The following is a 15953-nucleotide window of genomic DNA, read 5'->3' as shown; positions in this document are numbered from 1 at the left end:
CGTGCCTTCGCCCAGCCCCGCGATGTCGGAGCAGGCTATCCGGCGAGCGGCGCCCGCAGGGCGGCCAGCAGCTCGGCGGGCTCGCCGCCGCGGCCGAGACCGAGCACGGCCCGCGCCAGCCGCTTGGCCGGCGCCGCGCCGAGCGCCGGCACGGTCAGCGCCAGGAACTTGCGGAGATGCGCGCGCTCGCCGAGCGGATTGCCGGGATCGCCGAGCGCCAGGTCGACCCGCCGGGTCAGCCGGCGGCCGCCGGCGAGCAGCTCGACCTCGGCCGGGCAGCGGGCCGGGAAGGCGGCGTCGAGCTCGGGATCGACCTCCAGCTCGACCCGGCGCGCCAGGGCGACGACCTCGGGCCGGTGCAGCGACTCCTCCCGGAGCGGCAGCAGCGCCCGGGCGCCGCCCAGGGCGGCGAGCGCGAGGCAGTAGGGGAAGCTGTACTGGGCGTTCTCGACGCAGTCGGGGTCGGCGCTGTTGGTCAGGGTCGCCGCGCGGCGCACGCAGCGCACCCGGATCGCCTCGATGCGGCCGGGCTCGACGGCCTCCTCCGCCAGGATCGCCAGCAGCCCGTCAAGGGCGCTGTGGATCCAGCGGCAGCAGGCGTAGGGCTTGAAGTAGGTGCCCTCGATGGCGAAGCTCTCGCCGAGGCCGCGCAGGATCGCGGCGCCGTCGTAGTGCTCGGGGTGGTCGAGCAGGTCGAGCGGCCCGGTGAAGCCGCGCTCGGCCAGCTCCAGCGCCACGAGGCCGCCCTGCACGGTCCAGGGGATGCCCTCCTTGACCTGGTTGCCCATGTCGCCGCCGTAGCCCGAGCCGACCAGCCAGGGCGAGAGCTCGCCGGCCATGGCCAGCGCCTGCGCCAGCGCCGGCGCCGGCGTGCCGCGCAGCCAGCCGGCCGCGGCGACCACGCCGTAGCCCGACCAGCGGCCGCTCGACAGGGCGTAGAGGCGGCCGAAGTCGCGGGCGGCCGCGATGCGCACCGCGACCTCGTAGCCCAGGACGACGGCGGTCAGCAGCTGCCCGGCGCTGCTGCCTTCGCGCTCGGCGGCGGCCAGGGCCGCCGGGATCACCGCCGCCCCCGGATGGCCGGCCGCCGCGCGGTGGCCGTCGTCGATGTCGAGCGCGCTGGCCGCGGTCGCGTTGGCCATCGCGGCCAGCTCGGGCGGGCCGCCGCCCGCGGCGAACCAGACGCCGCCCGGGCCGCCGCGCGCCAGGGCGAGGCCGCGCACCGAGCGCGCCGCCGCGCCGCCGGCGCCGGCCGCCGCCGCGGCGACCAGGTCGAAGAGGCAGCGCCGCGCCGCCGCGCGCGCCGGATCCGGCAGCGCGTCGGCGGCGAAGCCGGCCAGGAAGCGCGCCAGGCCGCCGGCGACCGTCGGCCGGGCCATCAGGACGCTGCCGGCCGGCAGGCCTCGATCGCCGCGAGCGTCGCCCGATCGAGGATGCCGCGCCCGACCAGGTCCTCGCGCGCCTTCGCCGCCGCCGCCTGCCAGGGCTTCAGGTTGACCTTCAGGTAGACCGCGTCGTTCTCGGCGATGTTGCGGACCTCGTTGTCCTTCTCGGCCTCGATGACCCGGCTGGTGAAGCGCTCGCCGGCCTCCATGCTGGTGCCGACCACCGCGTCCTGCACGGTCGGCGGCAGGGCCTGGAACTTCGCCTCGTTGACGGCGACGCCGATCGCCATCGAGATGTCGCCGAGCAGCGTCACGTAGCGCGCGTGGCGGCACAGGCCGAGCGGCGTGATGTGGGTCTTGTGGGTCGGCAGCAGGTCGATCTGCTCGCGCGCCAGCGCCTGGCCGACCTCGTGCCACGGCATGACGACCGGCGTCGCGCCGAGTCGCGCCCAGAACGCCGCCGCCGGCCCGCTGTCCGGCACGCGCACCCGCCGGCCCCGGACGTCGCGCGGCTGGATCACCGTCTCGCGGCCGACCAGCGCCAGCTCGATGCCGCGGCGCCAGCTCCAGCGCGTGTTGAGCAGCCGGATGTTGTGGTCGAGCAGCGGCCTGCGCACGGCCTCGTCGAAGTGGCGGCTGGTCAGGAAGGCGCGCAGGTGCTCGAAGCTGGCGAAGCTGTAGGGCACCGCCAGGAAGCCGAGCGGCGGCGCCAGCGGGCTGTAGTGCGACAGGTCCTCGATGAACATGTCGATCACGCCCTCGGCCAGCCGCTGCACCTGGTCGGTGCCGCTGCCGAGCTGGGAGGCGCTGAGCGGGATCAGCGAGATCCGGCCCTCGGTGCGCCGCTCCAGCTCCTCGGCGAACCAGGAGAAGGCCAGGCGCTCCGGCCCCTCGACGGTCGACAGCGTGCCGAGCACCCGCGGCACGTTCTCCTCGTTCTGGAACAGGTAGTAGAGCGGCCGGTTGAGCACCTCGCAGAGCCGCGAGAGCACCTTGATCGAGAGGGTCGCCTTGCCGGTCTCGATCTTCGACAGCTGGCTCTGCGAGATCCCGGCCTGGCGCGCCAGCTCGACCGACTTCATCGACAGCGACAGGCGCAGCTCGCGGATCCGGGCGCCGACGCTGCGCTGGATCTCCGCCTCGCTGTGCGCCGGCGGCACCGGCGCCAGCCCTGTCGCGCTTCCCTCGGCCATCGCCTGGCTCGTCTGCTCCCCTGCCGGATTCCCCACGACAGCTCCTAAAGGTAGCGGTCTTTGCGTGTCAAAGCCCTGTAGACGAAGAGCAGCGAGATCGTGATGAAGATGATCACCGTCGAGGCCGCGTGGATCTTCGGGCTGAACTCGAAGCGCAGCATCGAATAGATCTTCAGCGGCATGGTCACGATCTCGGAGCCGGCGACCATGAAGGTCACCAGGAAGTTGTCGAACGAGACCGTGAAGGCGAGCAGCAGGCCGCCGACCACGCCGGGCAGCACCAGGGGCAGCGTCACCCTGAGGAAGGTCCTCACCTCGTCGGCGCCGAGGTCGCGCGCGGCCTCCTCCAGCGACTGGTCGAAGCCGTAGAGCCGGGCCGAGACGACGGTGATCACGAAGGGCAGGCCCATCAGCACGTGGCCGGCGACGACGATCGGGTAGCCGCCGCGGAAGTCGAGCGTCGTCGAGAGCGTCAGCAGCGCGATGGCGATGATGATCTCGGGAATGATCAGCGGCGACATGAAGGCGGCGTGCGCGACCTTGCGCAGGCGGAAGCGCAGGCGCACCAGGGCGACGGCGGCGAGCGTGCCGATCGAGGTCGCCAGGACCGAGGCGATCACCGCGACGACCGCGCTGGTGCGCAGCGCCTCGACGATGCTCGGGTCCGACAGCGCCTGGCGGTACCAGTCGAGCGACCAGCCCGGCACCGGGAAGACCGAGTAGCGCGAGCGGTTCACGCTCATGATCACGACCATGACGATCGGCGCGAAGAGGAACAGGTAGACCAGCAGGGTCCAGGCTCGCTGCAGCGCGTTGACCATGGCTCAGTGCGCCGCCCCGCCGTCCAGCTTGATCAGCCGGCTGTAGATCGCGAAGAAGACCAGCGAGAAGACCAGGAAGGTCACCGACAGGGCGCCGCCGAACGGCCAGTTGTAGGTCTCGAAGTACTCCGACTGGATGACGTTGGAGATCATCGCCTGCGAGGGCCCGCCCAGGATGTCCGGCGTCAGGTAGGAGCTGACGGTCATGATGAAGACCAGCATGCAGCCGGTGGCGACGCCGGGCAGCGACAGCGGGAAGGTGATCCGCACGAAGGTCCGGAAGCGGTTGGCGCCGAGGTCCTGGGCCGCCTGCTCCAGCTCGGCCTCCTGCTTCTCCAGCGAGGCGTAGATCGGCAGGATCATGTAGGGCAGGAAGACATGGACCAGGCCGATCAGCACGGCCGGCAGCGAGAACAGGAAGCGGATCGGCTCGTCGGTGATCCCGGCGCTCTGCAGCAGGTAGTTCACCAGCCCCGAGTTGCCGAGCAGGATCTTCCAGGCGTAGGTCCGGACGACGATGCTGGTCCAGAAGGGGATGATCAGCGCCAGGAACAGGATCTCGCGGTTGCGCCGCGCCTTGCGCGCGATGAAGTGCGCGACCGGATAGCCGACCGGCAGCGCGATCGCGACGACGATCAGGCCGTAGGCCAGGCTCTTGACGAAGACCTCGGCATAGAGCGGCTCGCGGAACACCCGGAGGTAGTTCTCGAGGGTGAACTGCGGGACGATCTGGCCATCGACGAAGGAATAGAAGCTGGTCCTCAGGACGATGAAGGCCGGCACGACGAAGAAGACCAGCAGCCACAGCGTGCCCGGCCCGATGTGGGCGGCCAGCTTCAGCCGCTCGCGCCGGGCCACGGTCGCGGCGGCGGTGCCGTCGGCGCTCACTCCGCCCTCCCGGACGGCTGCGGGATGACGACCGCGGCCGCCGGCTGCCAGCCGAGCGTCACCGGCCGGCCGGCCTCGTGCGGCGCCGCCGGCTCGGCGTTCTGGACGTCGACGTCGAGCCCGCCGACGCCGGGCACCTGCACCCGGTAGCGGGTGTGCGAGCCGAGGTAGACGATGCTCTCGACCGTGCCGTCGAGCCGGTTGGCGGTCTCCGGCAGGGGCGGCCCGAGGCGGATCTTCTCGGGCCGCAGCGAGACCAGCACCTCGGTGTCGCGCGGCAGCGGCGCCTCCGGCCGCACCGCCAGCCGGGCCTCGCCGACCGCCACGGTCGCGGTCTCGCCGCCGGCCTCGACCAGGCGGCCGCGCAGCAGGTTGGTCTCGCCGATGAAGCCGGCGACGAAGGCGGTCCGCGGCCGCTCGTAGATCGCGCTCACCGTGTCGAGCTGCTCGATCCGGCCGCCGTTGATGACGGCGATCCGGTCCGACATGGTGATCGCCTCCTTCTGGTCGTGCGTGACGTAGACGAAGGTCGTGCCGATCTCGCGCTGGATGCGCTTCAGCTCGAGCTGCATCTCCTCGCGCAGCTTGAGGTCGAGCGCGCCGAGCGGCTCGTCGAGCAGCAGCACGGCGGGCCGCTTGACCAGGGCACGCGCGATCGCGACGCGCTGGCGCTGGCCGCCCGACAGCTGGGACACGCGGCGCCGGTCGAAGCCGGCCAGGTGCACCAGCTCGAGCGCGCTGCCGACGCGGCGGCCGATCTCGGCCTTCGGCAGGCGCTCCATCTCCAGCCCGAAGGCGATGTTCTGGGCGACCGTCATGTGCGGGAACAGCGCCAGGTGCTGGAACACCATGTTGGTCGGCCGCCGGAACGGCGGCTGCGCGGCTACGTCCTGGCCGCGGATCTTCAGGCTGCCCGAGGTCGGCGCCTCGAAGCCCGAGATCATGCGCATGATCGTGGTCTTGCCGCAGCCGCTCGGGCCGAGCAGCGAGAAGAACTCGCCACGGCCGACGCCGAAGGAGACGTCGTCGACGGCGCGCACCATGCCGAAGGACTTGGAGACGTGGGTCAGCTCGACGTCGAGCTCGCTGGCGGTCATGCAGCCCTGCATCCCGTTGACGCGTTTCGGAAGCGGGAAGGCCGGCCCCGCGCCGGGCGCGGGGCCGGGATCATCGCTCAGGCTTTGACACGGTTCGCCATCTGGTTCCACTCGTCGATGTGCGTGGCCTGGTAGGCGGCGTCGACGAAGACCGCCGAATCGAAGATCGCCGGCCAGGCGCCAAGCCGCTCGCGCTCCGCGTCGCTGAGCTGCGTGTGGACGTTCGAGGGCGCGTAGTTGATGCCCTTGGTGACGAAGTTCTTCTGCACCTCGGGATCGAGCGACATGTCGATGAAGGCCTCGGCCGCCCGCCGGTTCGCGCAGGTCCGCGGCACGACCACGCAGTCGACCCAGGAGGGCGCGCCCTCCTTGGGCACGACGTAGCCCATCGGCGTGCCGTCCTCCTTCAGCTTGTTGACCCGGCCGCGCCAGAAGTCGGCGATCCAGACCTCGCCGGTGGCGAACAGCTGGGTCAGCTCGGAGCCGCTGCCCCAGTACTTCAGCAGGTTCGGCTTGAGCGCCTTCAGCTTCTTCTCGATCGCGTCCAGGTCCTTGATGGCGTTGAAGTCCTGGCCGGTCATCAGGGCGCCGATCTGGACCATCGCCGAGCTCGAGCCCTTGAGCGCGACGCGGCCCTTCCACTGCGGATCGAGCAGCGCGTCCCAGGAGACCGGCCTGGTCGCGATCTTGTCGCTGTTGTAGGCGATCGCCCGGTCGCCCCAGACCATCGCCGAGCTGTAGTTCCTGCCGTCGCCGACCTCGTAGGCCGGATGCTGGAACTTCTCGTGCTGCTGGCCGAAGTTGGGGATGTTCTCCAGGCGCAGCGGCAGGATCGCGCTGCTCTTGATCGCCAGGTAGACCCGGCTGTCGCCGAACCAGGAGACGTCGACCCGGGCGTTGCCGGCCTGGATCTTGGCCAGCTGCTCGCTGGAGCTGCCGAAGTTGGCGAGCTTGACCTTGACCGGGTACTTCGCCTCGAAGGGCGCGACGACGTACTTCTGCACCGCGTCCGAATACTCGCCGCCGAAGGTCTCGACGAGCAGCTCGCCCTCGATCTTGTCCTCGGCGCGCACCACGGCCGGCAGCGCCAGCCCGCCGACCGCGGCCCCGGCCGCAATCCCGGCCGCCGTCCTCATGAAGTCGCGCCGCGTCGGGCCGGCGCCGATCCGCCGCCTGGAAACCAGTTCTCGCTTGGACATCTCAGCCTCCTGTTCGTTGGTACCGCTTCTTGCTTGTCGTTCGCTTCCGGCCTATTCCGCGGCCGCGGCGGTGGCCGCCGCGACCCGGCGCGCCGGGTGCTCCGCCACCTCGGCGGTCTCGCGCTCGACGGCGATGCCGCGCCGCGCCAGTTCCTGGAAGAAGCGCGCTCCGGGCACGTGGGCGACCGGCGACAGCACGCCGCCGCCCCGCACCGTCCCGTCGAGCACCAGCTGGACCCCGATGGCGACGCTGTAGCCGACCGCGCGGTTCATCGCGAACAGCCCGGTCTCGAGGTCGCGCCGGTCGACCACGCGGTAGACGACGCGCTCCTCGCGCCCGTTCCGCCGGCCCCAGGCGTCGACGACGATCATCGCGACGTCCCGCTCGTCGTCGCGGAACTGCAGGCGCGGCTCCAGATGCCTGGCCAGGAACTGGCGCGGACTCGGCCCCGCCCCCTCGCCCGCCCGACCGCCCTGGGGCGGCGCATCGTCGAGCAGGCCGAGATCGGCGAGCAGGCGCCAGGTCGCGTTGTGGCCCGGCCAGCGCAGCGCGAAGCGCCCCATGTCGCGCACGCTCGCCTGGATGTCGAAGATCGAGGCGTAGTGCACCGCGTCGCCGTTCGGGTAGGCCTCCATGGTGCCGAAGCCGGGCACCTCAAGCTCGTGCAGCTGGGCCGCGTGGTACAGCCGCGCGCCGCTGCCCCGCCGCTCCTGCCCGTCGACGATCATCCGGAAGTCGCGGCAATAGGAGGCGAGCACGCCGTCGAAGGTCCAGGTGACCTTGTAGTTCAGCGGGTTGTCGCAGGCCGCCGGCTCCGGGAAGCCGGCGCCGTAGGAGTAGAGCCCCAGCACCGAATCGAACTCGGCCACGGCCTCGCGCGCCATGATCAGGTCGATGCCGGGATCGAAGCCCATCTCCGGCAGAACCGTGACGCCGGCCGCCCGTGCCGCGCCGTCGAGCCGCGCCAGGGTGCCGGTGTAGCTGGAGCTGACGAAGGGGATGCCGACCTCGATGCAGGCCTCGGCGACGCCGTGGGACAGCGCGGGGCTGACCATGCAGGCGACCAGGTCGACCTGCGCGTCGCGGATCGCCGCGACCAGCCGCGCCTTGTCGGAGCAGTCGAGGTCGGACAGCGTGCGGTGGCCCGGCAGCGCGTTGCGCTCGGCCCAGCGCGCGGCAGGACCGCTGGCCAGGTCGACGCCGTGGACCTGCTCGACCGCCGGCTGCCTCAGCAGGTCGTGCAGCACCGCGCGCCCCTGCAGGCCCAGGCCAACGACCATGACCTTGTACTTCCGATCCGGCACCCCGCCTCCCGCTCGCTCCGGCCGCGGGAACGCCCGCGGCCACCGTGACGGAGGCTATCGTGGCGCAGAAATGTCCTGACAGGAAACTAAAAGTGATCCTATCGACCGCCGCCATCCGAAAAAATTCCTAAGATGACCGCAGGGCGACACTGTCGACGGCTTTCCACCACCTCCGGAGGCAGCCGTGCCCTGTCTCCCCCGGGAGAAGGCGCTCCGGGCGATCCGGACATTTCCCGGAGGGAATAGAGGACGCGGCGCGCTGCCGCGCCCTGCGGAGCGGCTCGCCGCTGGCGGCGGGATGATCTATCTTGGGCGGACCATGAGCCGCGTGCTGCAGCGCCTGACCGCCTTGCTTCTGCTGGCGGTCTTCCTGCCGTCCCTGTCGGACGGCGGCGTGGGCCTGCGTGCCGCACCGCAGGCGCGGCCGGGCACGCCGCAGCTCCAGGCCGACGCCGGCGGCCCCGTCGGCGCCTCGATCCTGCCCGAGCGGGTCCGGCTCAGCCCGTCGCTCGAGAAGCAGCGCGAGCTGCGCAGCGGCACGGCCCAGCCGGACGACGATGGCGGCGCGCTGCTGCCGGCCCAGGCACCGGCCCTGCCGGTTCCGGGCCTCGTGCGGCTCCGCCTGCCGATCGGCGAAGGGAGCCGCTGCCTGCCGCCGGCCGCCGGCGCCCAGCGCAACCGCGGCCCGCCGGCAGCCTCCGTCGCGGCCTGAGCCGCGACCGGCCGGCGCCGGGCCGGACCCGCCGCCGCCCTACCGAGAAGACAATCCTCCCGCGCCGCGCCGCTCCCATCGCGGCGCGGGACCTCGTGGAACGAGAGACATGTCCAGAAGCCATCACACGGCGCCGCGCGGCGCCTCCGCAGGGTCGGAAAACCCGACCACCCCCTTCGCCCGCGCCGTCTTCGCCGGCGCCACCGTCTTCGTCGTCACCGGCACCACCATCTGCCTGACCACCGGCGCCCTGTTCTGGGGCGGCGCCTCGCTGGTCGGGCTGCACGGCAGCGGCGAGGCCGGCGCCGGACTGGTCGGCATCGTCGCGACCCTGCCGCTCGCCGCCTGGCTGGGCTGGCGTGCCTATCGGGTGGAGAAGAGCACGACCTTCGGCCCGTCGAGCGGCCATCGGTCGCCGGCCCGTCGCGACGACCACGCGCAGGCGGCCTGACGGCGGAGCGGGAAGGCGACCGGCCGGCGGCGACGCCGGCCGGAACCGCCGCTATTCCGCGGCCTCGACCGGCACCTCGGCCTCCGCCGGGGCGTTCCCCTTGCGGCCGGCGGCCTGGCGCTTGGCCTTCTCGACCGCGGCACGCGAGGCGTCGTTGAGCTCGAACATCTCGAGATCCTCGCCCTCGGCGTCCTCGACGTGGGTGATCGCCAGGTCGGTGTAGCTCCTGCTTGCCGGGTCCTTCTGGATGCGCTTGCGGATCCGGTGGATGCGCCAGAGGTAGAGGCCCATGCCGCCGTAGGTCGCGAGGATCTCCCAGGCGCGCTTCGGGTAGAACGCCAGGATCGATTCGCGCGGCAGGCTCGGACGGCGCTGGCTGCGCAGCTTGTAGCGGAAATAGCCGCACTGCTGCGGATGCACCCCCTCGTAGCGCATGGCGCAGTAGATCTGCAGCACGCCGTGCCAGATCCTGACCGGCTTGATGCCGTAGCGCACGTTGCGCCTCATCATCCGCGCAACGTGCTCGTCGGTGTAGTACCAGCGCCAGACCTCCCGGTAGGTCTGCTGCCAGACCTCCCTCGACATCTTCGGATGCTCGGTGGTGACGTGCTCCAGGTCGTACTTGTTCATGTCGGGGTCCATCCAGATGCCCTCGCGGGTCAGCCTCTGGTGGTCCTCCGAGCCGGGCAGCGGCGTCAGGATGGTGAACTCGAGCAGGTCGACCGGGATCTCGCGCTGGACGATCTCGATGTCGCGCTTGATGGTCTCGGGCGTGTCGCCGGGCAGGCCCAGGATGTAGCCGGCGTAGGTGATGACCCCGGCCTCCTTCCACATCTGGAACATGCGCCGGTACTCGGTGATCCGGTTCTGGTTCTTCTTCATCGCGACCAGGTTGTCCGGATTGATGTTCTCCAGGCCGATGAAGACGTGGGTGCAGCCGGCGCGCGCCGCCTTCTCCACGAAGCCCGGCGACTTGTGGCAGAGCGTGTCGACCTGGATCAGGAAGCGCACCTCCAGGCCGTCGCGCTCCTTGAGCTCGATCAGCCGGTCGAAGATCGCTTCCCAGTTCTTGTTCCGGGCGAAGTTGTCGTCGGTGATGAAGAAGCGCCAGATGCCCTGCTCGCGGTTCTGGCGGACCAGCCGCTCGATGTCGTCGGCGTCGCGCCAGCGCGACTTGCGGCCCTGGACGTTGATGATCGTGCAGAAGGAGCACTGGAAGGGACAGCCGCGCCCGGCGTCGAAGGAGGAGATCACGCCGTCGTACTTCTGCACCAGCTCGGCCGGCAGGAAGGGCGTGATCGCCTGCTGCAGCGCCGGCAGGTCCGAGAGGTAGTTGTAGACCGGCTTCAGCTCACCCTTCAGGGCGTCGGCGAAGACCTCGTCCAGGCGGTGCTCGGCCTCGCCGGCGAAGATCGAGACGCCGAGCGCCATGGCCTCCTTCAGGTCGGCCGGCGGCTCGGGCAGCATCGACAGGCAGCCGGAGACGTGGAAGCCGCCGACCGCGACCTGGACGCCGCGCTCGCGGAACTGCCGGGCCAGATCCATGGCCCGCGGGAACTGGTTCGACTGCACGCCGGTCAGGCAGACCAGGCCGACGTTGCCCTCGGCGAGCAGGCGGTCCGCGATCCTGGCGATCGGCAGCACCGTGTTCATCTCGTCGTAGGCCTCGATGACCATCTCGACGTCGTCGCCGAGCGCGCGCTTCTCGCCCAGGTCGCGCGCCAGGGCATAGAGCGAGGCCAGCGAGTTCGAGGGGATCCAGGCCTTCCACCACTGGATGACGTAGCCATCGTCGTCGTAGTGCGACGGCTTGATCAGGACGACGCGGAAGGTCCGCTTGGCGATCCCGGCGGCAGGCTCGGCGGCAAGGGTCATTCGGTCCCCTTTCATGTCGCTAAGTAAAGGACGCTGTCGCTGGCGTGCTTATACCATCGCGAGCGTAGCGGAACCAAAGTAAACCTGCCGCTTGGCGGAATCGGGCCGTGACCGGACGGCCCTGGAGAAGCGGATCTGATCTATGCGCCGTCGCGCCAATAGGGCCGGCGCTGGAAGCGCTCGGCCAGGAAGTCGATGAACACGCGGACCTTGGGCGAGAGGTTGCGGCTCGCCGGATAGACGGCGTAGACGCCGCCGTCGGCGACGTCGTCGTAGTCCTCCAGCAACGGCACCAGGCGCCCGGCGTCCAGGTCCTCGCAGATGATGAAGGCCGGCAGGTGGGCGATGCCGAGGCCGGCCAGCGCCGCCTCGCGCAGGCTGTCGCCGTTGTTGACCTTGAGCCGCCCCTTGACGCGCACCGTGACCTCGCCGCCGCCGCTGCCGTCCGGCGCCCGTCGCGGCCTGAGGCGCCAGCTGTCGCCCGAGGTCTGGTAGTGGTAGAGCAGGCAGTCGTGGCCGGACAGCGCCTCGGGCCGTGTCGGCACGCCGCGCCGCTCCAGGTAGGCCGGCGCCGCGCAGATGACCCGCGGATTGGGCCCGAGCCGGCGGGCGACCAGGCTGGAATCCGGCATCACGCCGATGCGGATCGCCAGGTCGTAGCCCTCCTCGACCAGGTCGACCCGCCGGTCCTCCAGGGTCAGGTCGATCTCCAGCTCGGGATAGCCGCCCATGAACTCGCCGAGGCAGGGCGAGAGATGGCGGACCCCGAAGGACATCGGCGCGTTGAGCCGCAGCACGCCGCGCGGCGCGTCGGTCAGGTGGGTGACCGCGCGCTCGGCGGCCTCGGCCTCGGCCAGCATCCGCCGGCAGCCCTCGTAGAACGAGCGCCCGGCCTCGGTCAGCGACAGCTTGCGCGTCGTGCGGTTGATGAGCCGCGTGCCGAGATGATCCTCGAGCCGCGCGACCGCCTTGGAGACGGCCGACTTGGAGAGCCCGAGCTGGCGCCCGGCCAGCGAGAAGCCGCCGGACTCGACGACCTGGGCGAAGACCGCCATGGCGGCGAGATGGTCCTGCATCGTTCGGTGCGCTCGCGACAGCCCATGCGTTTCCTCAGGGAAACGATCCGGTTCTTCCGCACTCTATTATCTTTTCCAGGAAACGCACGACTTATCCATTCGACTTCGAAACGCGACGCCGTCGGCACTCCGGCAGGCGGTGCAGAACAAGGGAAAGCGAACGATGGCCAAGGTCCTGGTGCTCTACTACTCGATGTACGGCCATATCGAGACGATGGCGAAGAGCGTGGCCGAGGGTGCCGCGAGCGTCGAGGGCGTCGAGGTGACGCTGAAGCGCGTGCCCGAGACGATGCCGCGCGAGGCGCTGGAGAAGATCGGCGCCAAGGTCGAGCACGACGTGCCCGAGGCGACGGTGGCCGAGCTGCCGGACTACGACGCGATCATCTTCGGCACGCCGACCCGCTTCGGCAACATGGCCGGCCAGATGCGCACCTTCCTCGACCAGACCGGCGGCCACTGGCTGGGCGGCAAGCTGATCGGCAAGGTCGCCAGCGTCTTCACCTCGACGGCGACCGGCGGCGGCAACGAGACGACGATCCTGACCTTCTGGCCGACCCTGGCCCATCAGGGCATGGTGATCGTCGGCCTGCCCTACGCGGCCCAGGAGCTGCTCGACATCAGCCAGCCGCGCGGCGGCAGCCCGCTCGGCGCCGGCATGCTGGCCGGCCCCGACGGCAGCCGCCAGGCCAGCGAGAACGAGCTCGGCCAGGCCCGCTTCCAGGGGCGCCACGTCGCCGGGATCGCGAAGAAGCTGCACGGGTGAGACACCCGTTCGGCACGATAACGAGAGAGGGCCGGCCAGAGGGGCCGGCCCGGTTGGAGCAACGACCATGATCGACCTGCGACCCTTCGAATCGCTCGGCCGCTTCGACAACGACTGGCTGGCCGCGCGCTACCACTTCAGCTTCGCCGGCTACCACGACCCGCGCCGCAGCGGCGTCGGCCCCCTGCTGGTCTGGAACGACGACACGATCGAGCCGCAGACCGGCTTCGACCTGCACGGCCACCGCGACATGGAGATCATCACCTATGTCCGAAAGGGGGCGATCAGCCACCGCGACCACCTCGGCAACGAGGGCCGCACCGAGGCCGGCGACGTCCAGGTCATGTCGGCCGGCAAGGGCATCATGCACGCCGAGTTCAACCTCGAGTCCGAGCCGACGCAGATCTACCAGATCTGGATCCGGCCGGAGGTCGCCGGCGCGACGCCGCGCTGGGATGCCCGGCGCTTCCCGAAGGCCGAGCGGGCCGGCGAGCTGGTCGCCCTGGCCTCGGGCCGCAAGGGCCACGAGGCGGCCCTGCCGATCAACGCCGACGCGGCGGTGCTCGGCGCGACCCTGAAGCGGGGCCAGAGCGTCGAGCACAGGCTCGGCGCCGACCGCCAGGCCTATCTGGTGGCGGCGCTCGGCACGGTGACGGTGACCGACGCCGAGGGCGACAGCGTCACGCTCGGCACCCGCGACGGTGCGGTGCTGCGCCAGACCGAGGGCGTGACCGTGACGGCCGACGAGGACGCCGAGATCGTCATCGCCGACGTCAGGGCCTGACGGCACGGCTGGAACGGGCCCGCTCCGGGCCCGTTCCCCTTGCGAGGAAAAGCGGCAAGAGGACGGGACGATGGGCCTGCTGGTCGACGGCGCCTGGCACGACGAATGGTACGACACCAAGTCGAGCGGCGGCCGTTTCGTGCGGCAGGACAGCGCCTTCCGCAACTGGGTGACCGCCGACGGCGCGGCCGGCCCGACGGGCGAGGGCGGCTTCGCGGCCGAGCCCGGCCGCTACCACCTCTACGTCTCGCTGGCCTGCCCCTGGGCCCACCGCACGCTGATCCTCCGCGCGCTCAAGGGCCTGGAGGAGGCGATCGACGTCTCCGTCGTGCACTGGCACATGGGCAAGGGCGGCTGGCGCTTCCTGGCCGAGGACGGCGGGACGGGCGACAGGCTCTTCGGCCTGGACCACCTCTGGCAGCTCTACGTCAAGGCGAAGCCCGGCTACAGCGGCCGCGCCACCGTGCCGGTGCTCTGGGACAAGCGGCGCGGCACCATCGTCAGCAACGAATCGGCCGAGATCGTCCGCATGCTGAACTCGGCCTTCGACGGCCTCGGCGCCGCCGAGGGCGACTACTATCCCGAGCCGCTGCGCGACGAGATCGACCGCATCAACGCGCGCGTCTACGACACGGTCAACAACGGCGTCTACAAGGCCGGCTTCGCGACCAGCCAGGCCGCCTACGAGCAGGCCGTGCTGCCGCTGTTCGACAGCCTGTCCTGGCTCGACGGCCTGCTCGCCGAGCGGCGCTACCTCGCCGGCGGGCGGATCACCGAGGCCGACTGGCGCCTGTTCACCACGCTGCTGCGCTTCGACCCGGTCTACCACGGCCACTTCAAGTGCAACCTGAAGCGGCTGGTCGACTTCCCCAACCTCTGGCCCTACACCCGCGAGCTCTACCAGCAGCCGGGCGTCGCGGGCACGGTCGACCTCCATCACATCAAGCACCACTACTACGGCAGCCACCCGACGGTGAATCCGACCGGCATCGTGCCGCTCGGCCCCGAGATCGACTTCGCCGAGCCGCACGGCCGCGGCTGAGCCGCCGCCGCCTCCCCCTGCCACCGCGAGTTGACGCGGCGTCGCCGGCGCCCGACGCTGTGCCGACGGCCGAACGGCCCGAGGAGACCGCATGGCGTCCCGTCACCCCGCGACCCGCTACGGCGGCACGGCGCAGGCCTTCCACTGGCTGATCGCCCTCCTGGTGCTGCTGCAGTTCCCGCTGGCCTTCTGGATGGACCGCCTGGTCGAGCCCTTCTCGAAGCAGCAGTTCGTGCTGGTCAACCTGCACAAGACCCTGGGCGTCACGATCCTGCTCCTCGCCCTGCTGCGCCTCGCCTGGCGCCGGGTCTCGCCGCCGCCGCCCCTGCCGGCGCAGCTGCCGGACTGGGAGCGGCAGGCGGCCCGGGCCAGCCACGCCGCGCTCTACCTGCTGCTGATCGTCCAGCCGCTGGTCGGGCTGGCGCAGGGCTTCGTCTCGGGCTTTCCGACGGTGCTGTTCCTCGCCGTCACCCTGCCGAGCCCGCTCGGCCCCGACCGCACGCTCGACGCCCTGCTCGGCACCGCGCACTTCCTGATCGGCTGGAGCTTCCTCGCCCTCGTCGCCCTCCACGTCGCCGCCGCCCTGCGCCACCACCTCCTGCTGAGGGACGAGGTGCTGGCGCGCATGCTGCCCGCCGCGCGACACGGGCGGCGATGATGCGCCGGCCCGCCGTCCTCCTCCTCCTCCTCCTGCTGAGGGACGAGGTGCTGGCGCGCATGCTGCCCGCCGCGCGACACGGGCGGCGATGATGCGCCGGCCCGCCGTCCTCCTCCTCCTCCTCCTGCTGCTCGGCCTCGGCCCCGCCGTGCCGGCGGCGGCCCAGGCGCCGGTGCTCTGGACCGTCGACCCGGCGCACAGCCGGCTCGGCTTCCTGTTCGAGCAGTCGGGCAGCCGCTACGAGGGCCGCTTCGCCCGCTGGACCGCCGAGATCGCCTTCGATCCGGGCGACCTCGCGCACAGCACCGTCGCGGTCGTCATCAACCTCGCCAGTGCCGACACCGGCTCCGACCAGCGCGACGAACTGCTGCGCTCGGCGTCGCTGTTCGACGTCGCCGACTATCCCGAGGGCCGGTTCCTGGCCGACGAGATCGCCGCGACCGGCGCGGATCGCTACGAGGCGCGCGGCCAGCTGACCCTGCGCGACGTCACCCGCGACGTGGTGCTGCCCTTCTCGCTGACGATCGCGGACGGCAGGGCGTCGGCCTCGGGCCGGCTCGGCATCCGCCGCCTCGACTACGGTGTCGGCCAGGGCCAGTGGCACGACACCGGGATGGTCGGCGACGCCGTCACCATCGTCTTCGAGCTGGTCGCGACCCGCGCCGAATAGCCCGGCCACGGGCGAAGGAAACCGCTATGCTCGT

At 71.3% G+C, this 15953-nt stretch carries 16 protein-coding genes; 7 read left to right on the top strand and 9 right to left on the bottom strand.

What is annotated here, in order from left to right:
• Positions 1-35: 35 nt before the first annotated feature.
• The 7 genes from B9O00_RS04320 to B9O00_RS04290 all read right to left on the bottom strand — a co-directional run bounded on the left by B9O00_RS04320 (position 36) and on the right by B9O00_RS04290 (position 7888).
• The gene (locus B9O00_RS04320; RefSeq protein WP_085121215.1) at positions 36-1379 is read right to left on the bottom strand and encodes an MmgE/PrpD family protein; all 1344 of its coding nucleotides are present in this window, start codon (positions 1377-1379) and stop codon (positions 36-38) included.
• The gene (gene dctP, locus B9O00_RS04315; protein ID WP_085121214.1) at positions 1379-2578 is read right to left on the bottom strand and encodes a TRAP transporter substrate-binding protein DctP; all 1200 of its coding nucleotides are present in this window, start codon (positions 2576-2578) and stop codon (positions 1379-1381) included. The genes B9O00_RS04320 and dctP overlap by 1 nt, the downstream gene beginning before the upstream one ends.
• A gap of 44 nt (positions 2579-2622) precedes the next feature.
• The gene (locus tag B9O00_RS04310) at positions 2623-3399 is read right to left on the bottom strand and encodes an ABC transporter permease (RefSeq protein WP_085121213.1); all 777 of its coding nucleotides are present in this window, start codon (positions 3397-3399) and stop codon (positions 2623-2625) included.
• Positions 3400-3402: 3 nt separating this feature from the next.
• Positions 3403-4287: an ABC transporter permease gene (locus B9O00_RS04305; protein ID WP_159460102.1), complete on the bottom strand. Its 885-nt coding sequence runs from the start codon at positions 4285-4287 to the stop codon at positions 3403-3405.
• Positions 4284-5384: an ABC transporter ATP-binding protein gene (locus tag B9O00_RS04300; protein ID WP_085121443.1), complete on the bottom strand. Its 1101-nt coding sequence runs from the start codon at positions 5382-5384 to the stop codon at positions 4284-4286. Before B9O00_RS04300 ends, B9O00_RS04305 begins: the two co-directional genes overlap by 4 nt.
• Positions 5385-5461: 77 nt before the next feature.
• Complete coding sequence (locus B9O00_RS04295; protein ID WP_085121211.1) at positions 5462-6583, bottom strand: ABC transporter substrate-binding protein; 1122 nt, start codon at positions 6581-6583, stop codon at positions 5462-5464.
• Positions 6584-6634: 51 nt separating this feature from the next.
• Complete coding sequence (locus tag B9O00_RS04290; protein ID WP_085121210.1) at positions 6635-7888, bottom strand: saccharopine dehydrogenase family protein; 1254 nt, start codon at positions 7886-7888, stop codon at positions 6635-6637.
• A 298-nt stretch (positions 7889-8186) separates the two neighbouring features.
• Between B9O00_RS04290 and B9O00_RS04285 the strand changes: the two genes are divergently transcribed.
• On the top strand, positions 8187-8600 hold the full coding sequence (locus B9O00_RS04285) for a hypothetical protein (RefSeq protein ID WP_143596139.1): 414 nt from the start codon (positions 8187-8189) through the stop codon (positions 8598-8600).
• 109 nt (positions 8601-8709) lie between these two features.
• Positions 8710-9051 (top strand): hypothetical protein, encoded by a 342-nt coding sequence (locus tag B9O00_RS04280; protein WP_085121208.1) that lies wholly within the window; start codon positions 8710-8712, stop codon positions 9049-9051.
• A 51-nt stretch (positions 9052-9102) separates the two neighbouring features.
• On the opposite strand, the gene B9O00_RS04275 is transcribed toward B9O00_RS04280, so the two are convergent.
• Both B9O00_RS04275 and B9O00_RS04270 read right to left on the bottom strand, forming a co-directional pair.
• Positions 9103-10926 (bottom strand): B12-binding domain-containing radical SAM protein, encoded by a 1824-nt coding sequence (locus B9O00_RS04275; RefSeq protein WP_085121207.1) that lies wholly within the window; start codon positions 10924-10926, stop codon positions 9103-9105.
• A 140-nt stretch (positions 10927-11066) separates the two neighbouring features.
• Positions 11067-12002, bottom strand: coding sequence for a LysR family transcriptional regulator (locus tag B9O00_RS04270; protein WP_085121206.1), 936 nt, complete (start codon positions 12000-12002; stop codon positions 11067-11069).
• Between the two features lie 163 nt (positions 12003-12165).
• On the opposite strand from B9O00_RS04270, the gene wrbA reads away from it, so the two are divergent.
• The 5 genes from wrbA (at position 12166) to B9O00_RS04245 (ending at position 15919) form a co-directional block, all read left to right on the top strand.
• The gene (wrbA, locus tag B9O00_RS04265; RefSeq protein ID WP_085121205.1) at positions 12166-12765 is read left to right on the top strand and encodes an NAD(P)H:quinone oxidoreductase; all 600 of its coding nucleotides are present in this window, start codon (positions 12166-12168) and stop codon (positions 12763-12765) included.
• Positions 12766-12832: 67 nt separating this feature from the next.
• Positions 12833-13549: a pirin family protein gene (locus B9O00_RS04260; protein ID WP_085121204.1), complete on the top strand. Its 717-nt coding sequence runs from the start codon at positions 12833-12835 to the stop codon at positions 13547-13549.
• A 70-nt stretch (positions 13550-13619) separates the two neighbouring features.
• Positions 13620-14591 (top strand): glutathione S-transferase family protein, encoded by a 972-nt coding sequence (locus B9O00_RS04255; protein WP_085121203.1) that lies wholly within the window; start codon positions 13620-13622, stop codon positions 14589-14591.
• Between the two features lie 91 nt (positions 14592-14682).
• Positions 14683-15249, top strand: coding sequence for a cytochrome b (locus B9O00_RS04250; protein ID WP_085121202.1), 567 nt, complete (start codon positions 14683-14685; stop codon positions 15247-15249).
• A gap of 88 nt (positions 15250-15337) precedes the next feature.
• Entirely contained in the window at positions 15338-15919 is a 582-nt protein-coding gene (locus tag B9O00_RS04245; RefSeq protein WP_085121201.1) for a YceI family protein, read from the top strand.
• The last annotated feature ends 34 nt before the right edge of the window (positions 15920-15953 follow it).

The sequence above is a fragment of the Tistlia consotensis USBA 355 genome, assembly GCF_900177295.1.
In the GTDB taxonomy this organism is placed as follows: Bacteria; Pseudomonadota; Alphaproteobacteria; order Kiloniellales; family DSM-21159; genus Tistlia; species Tistlia consotensis.
This window is presented reverse-complemented; position numbering and strand designations above follow the sequence as displayed.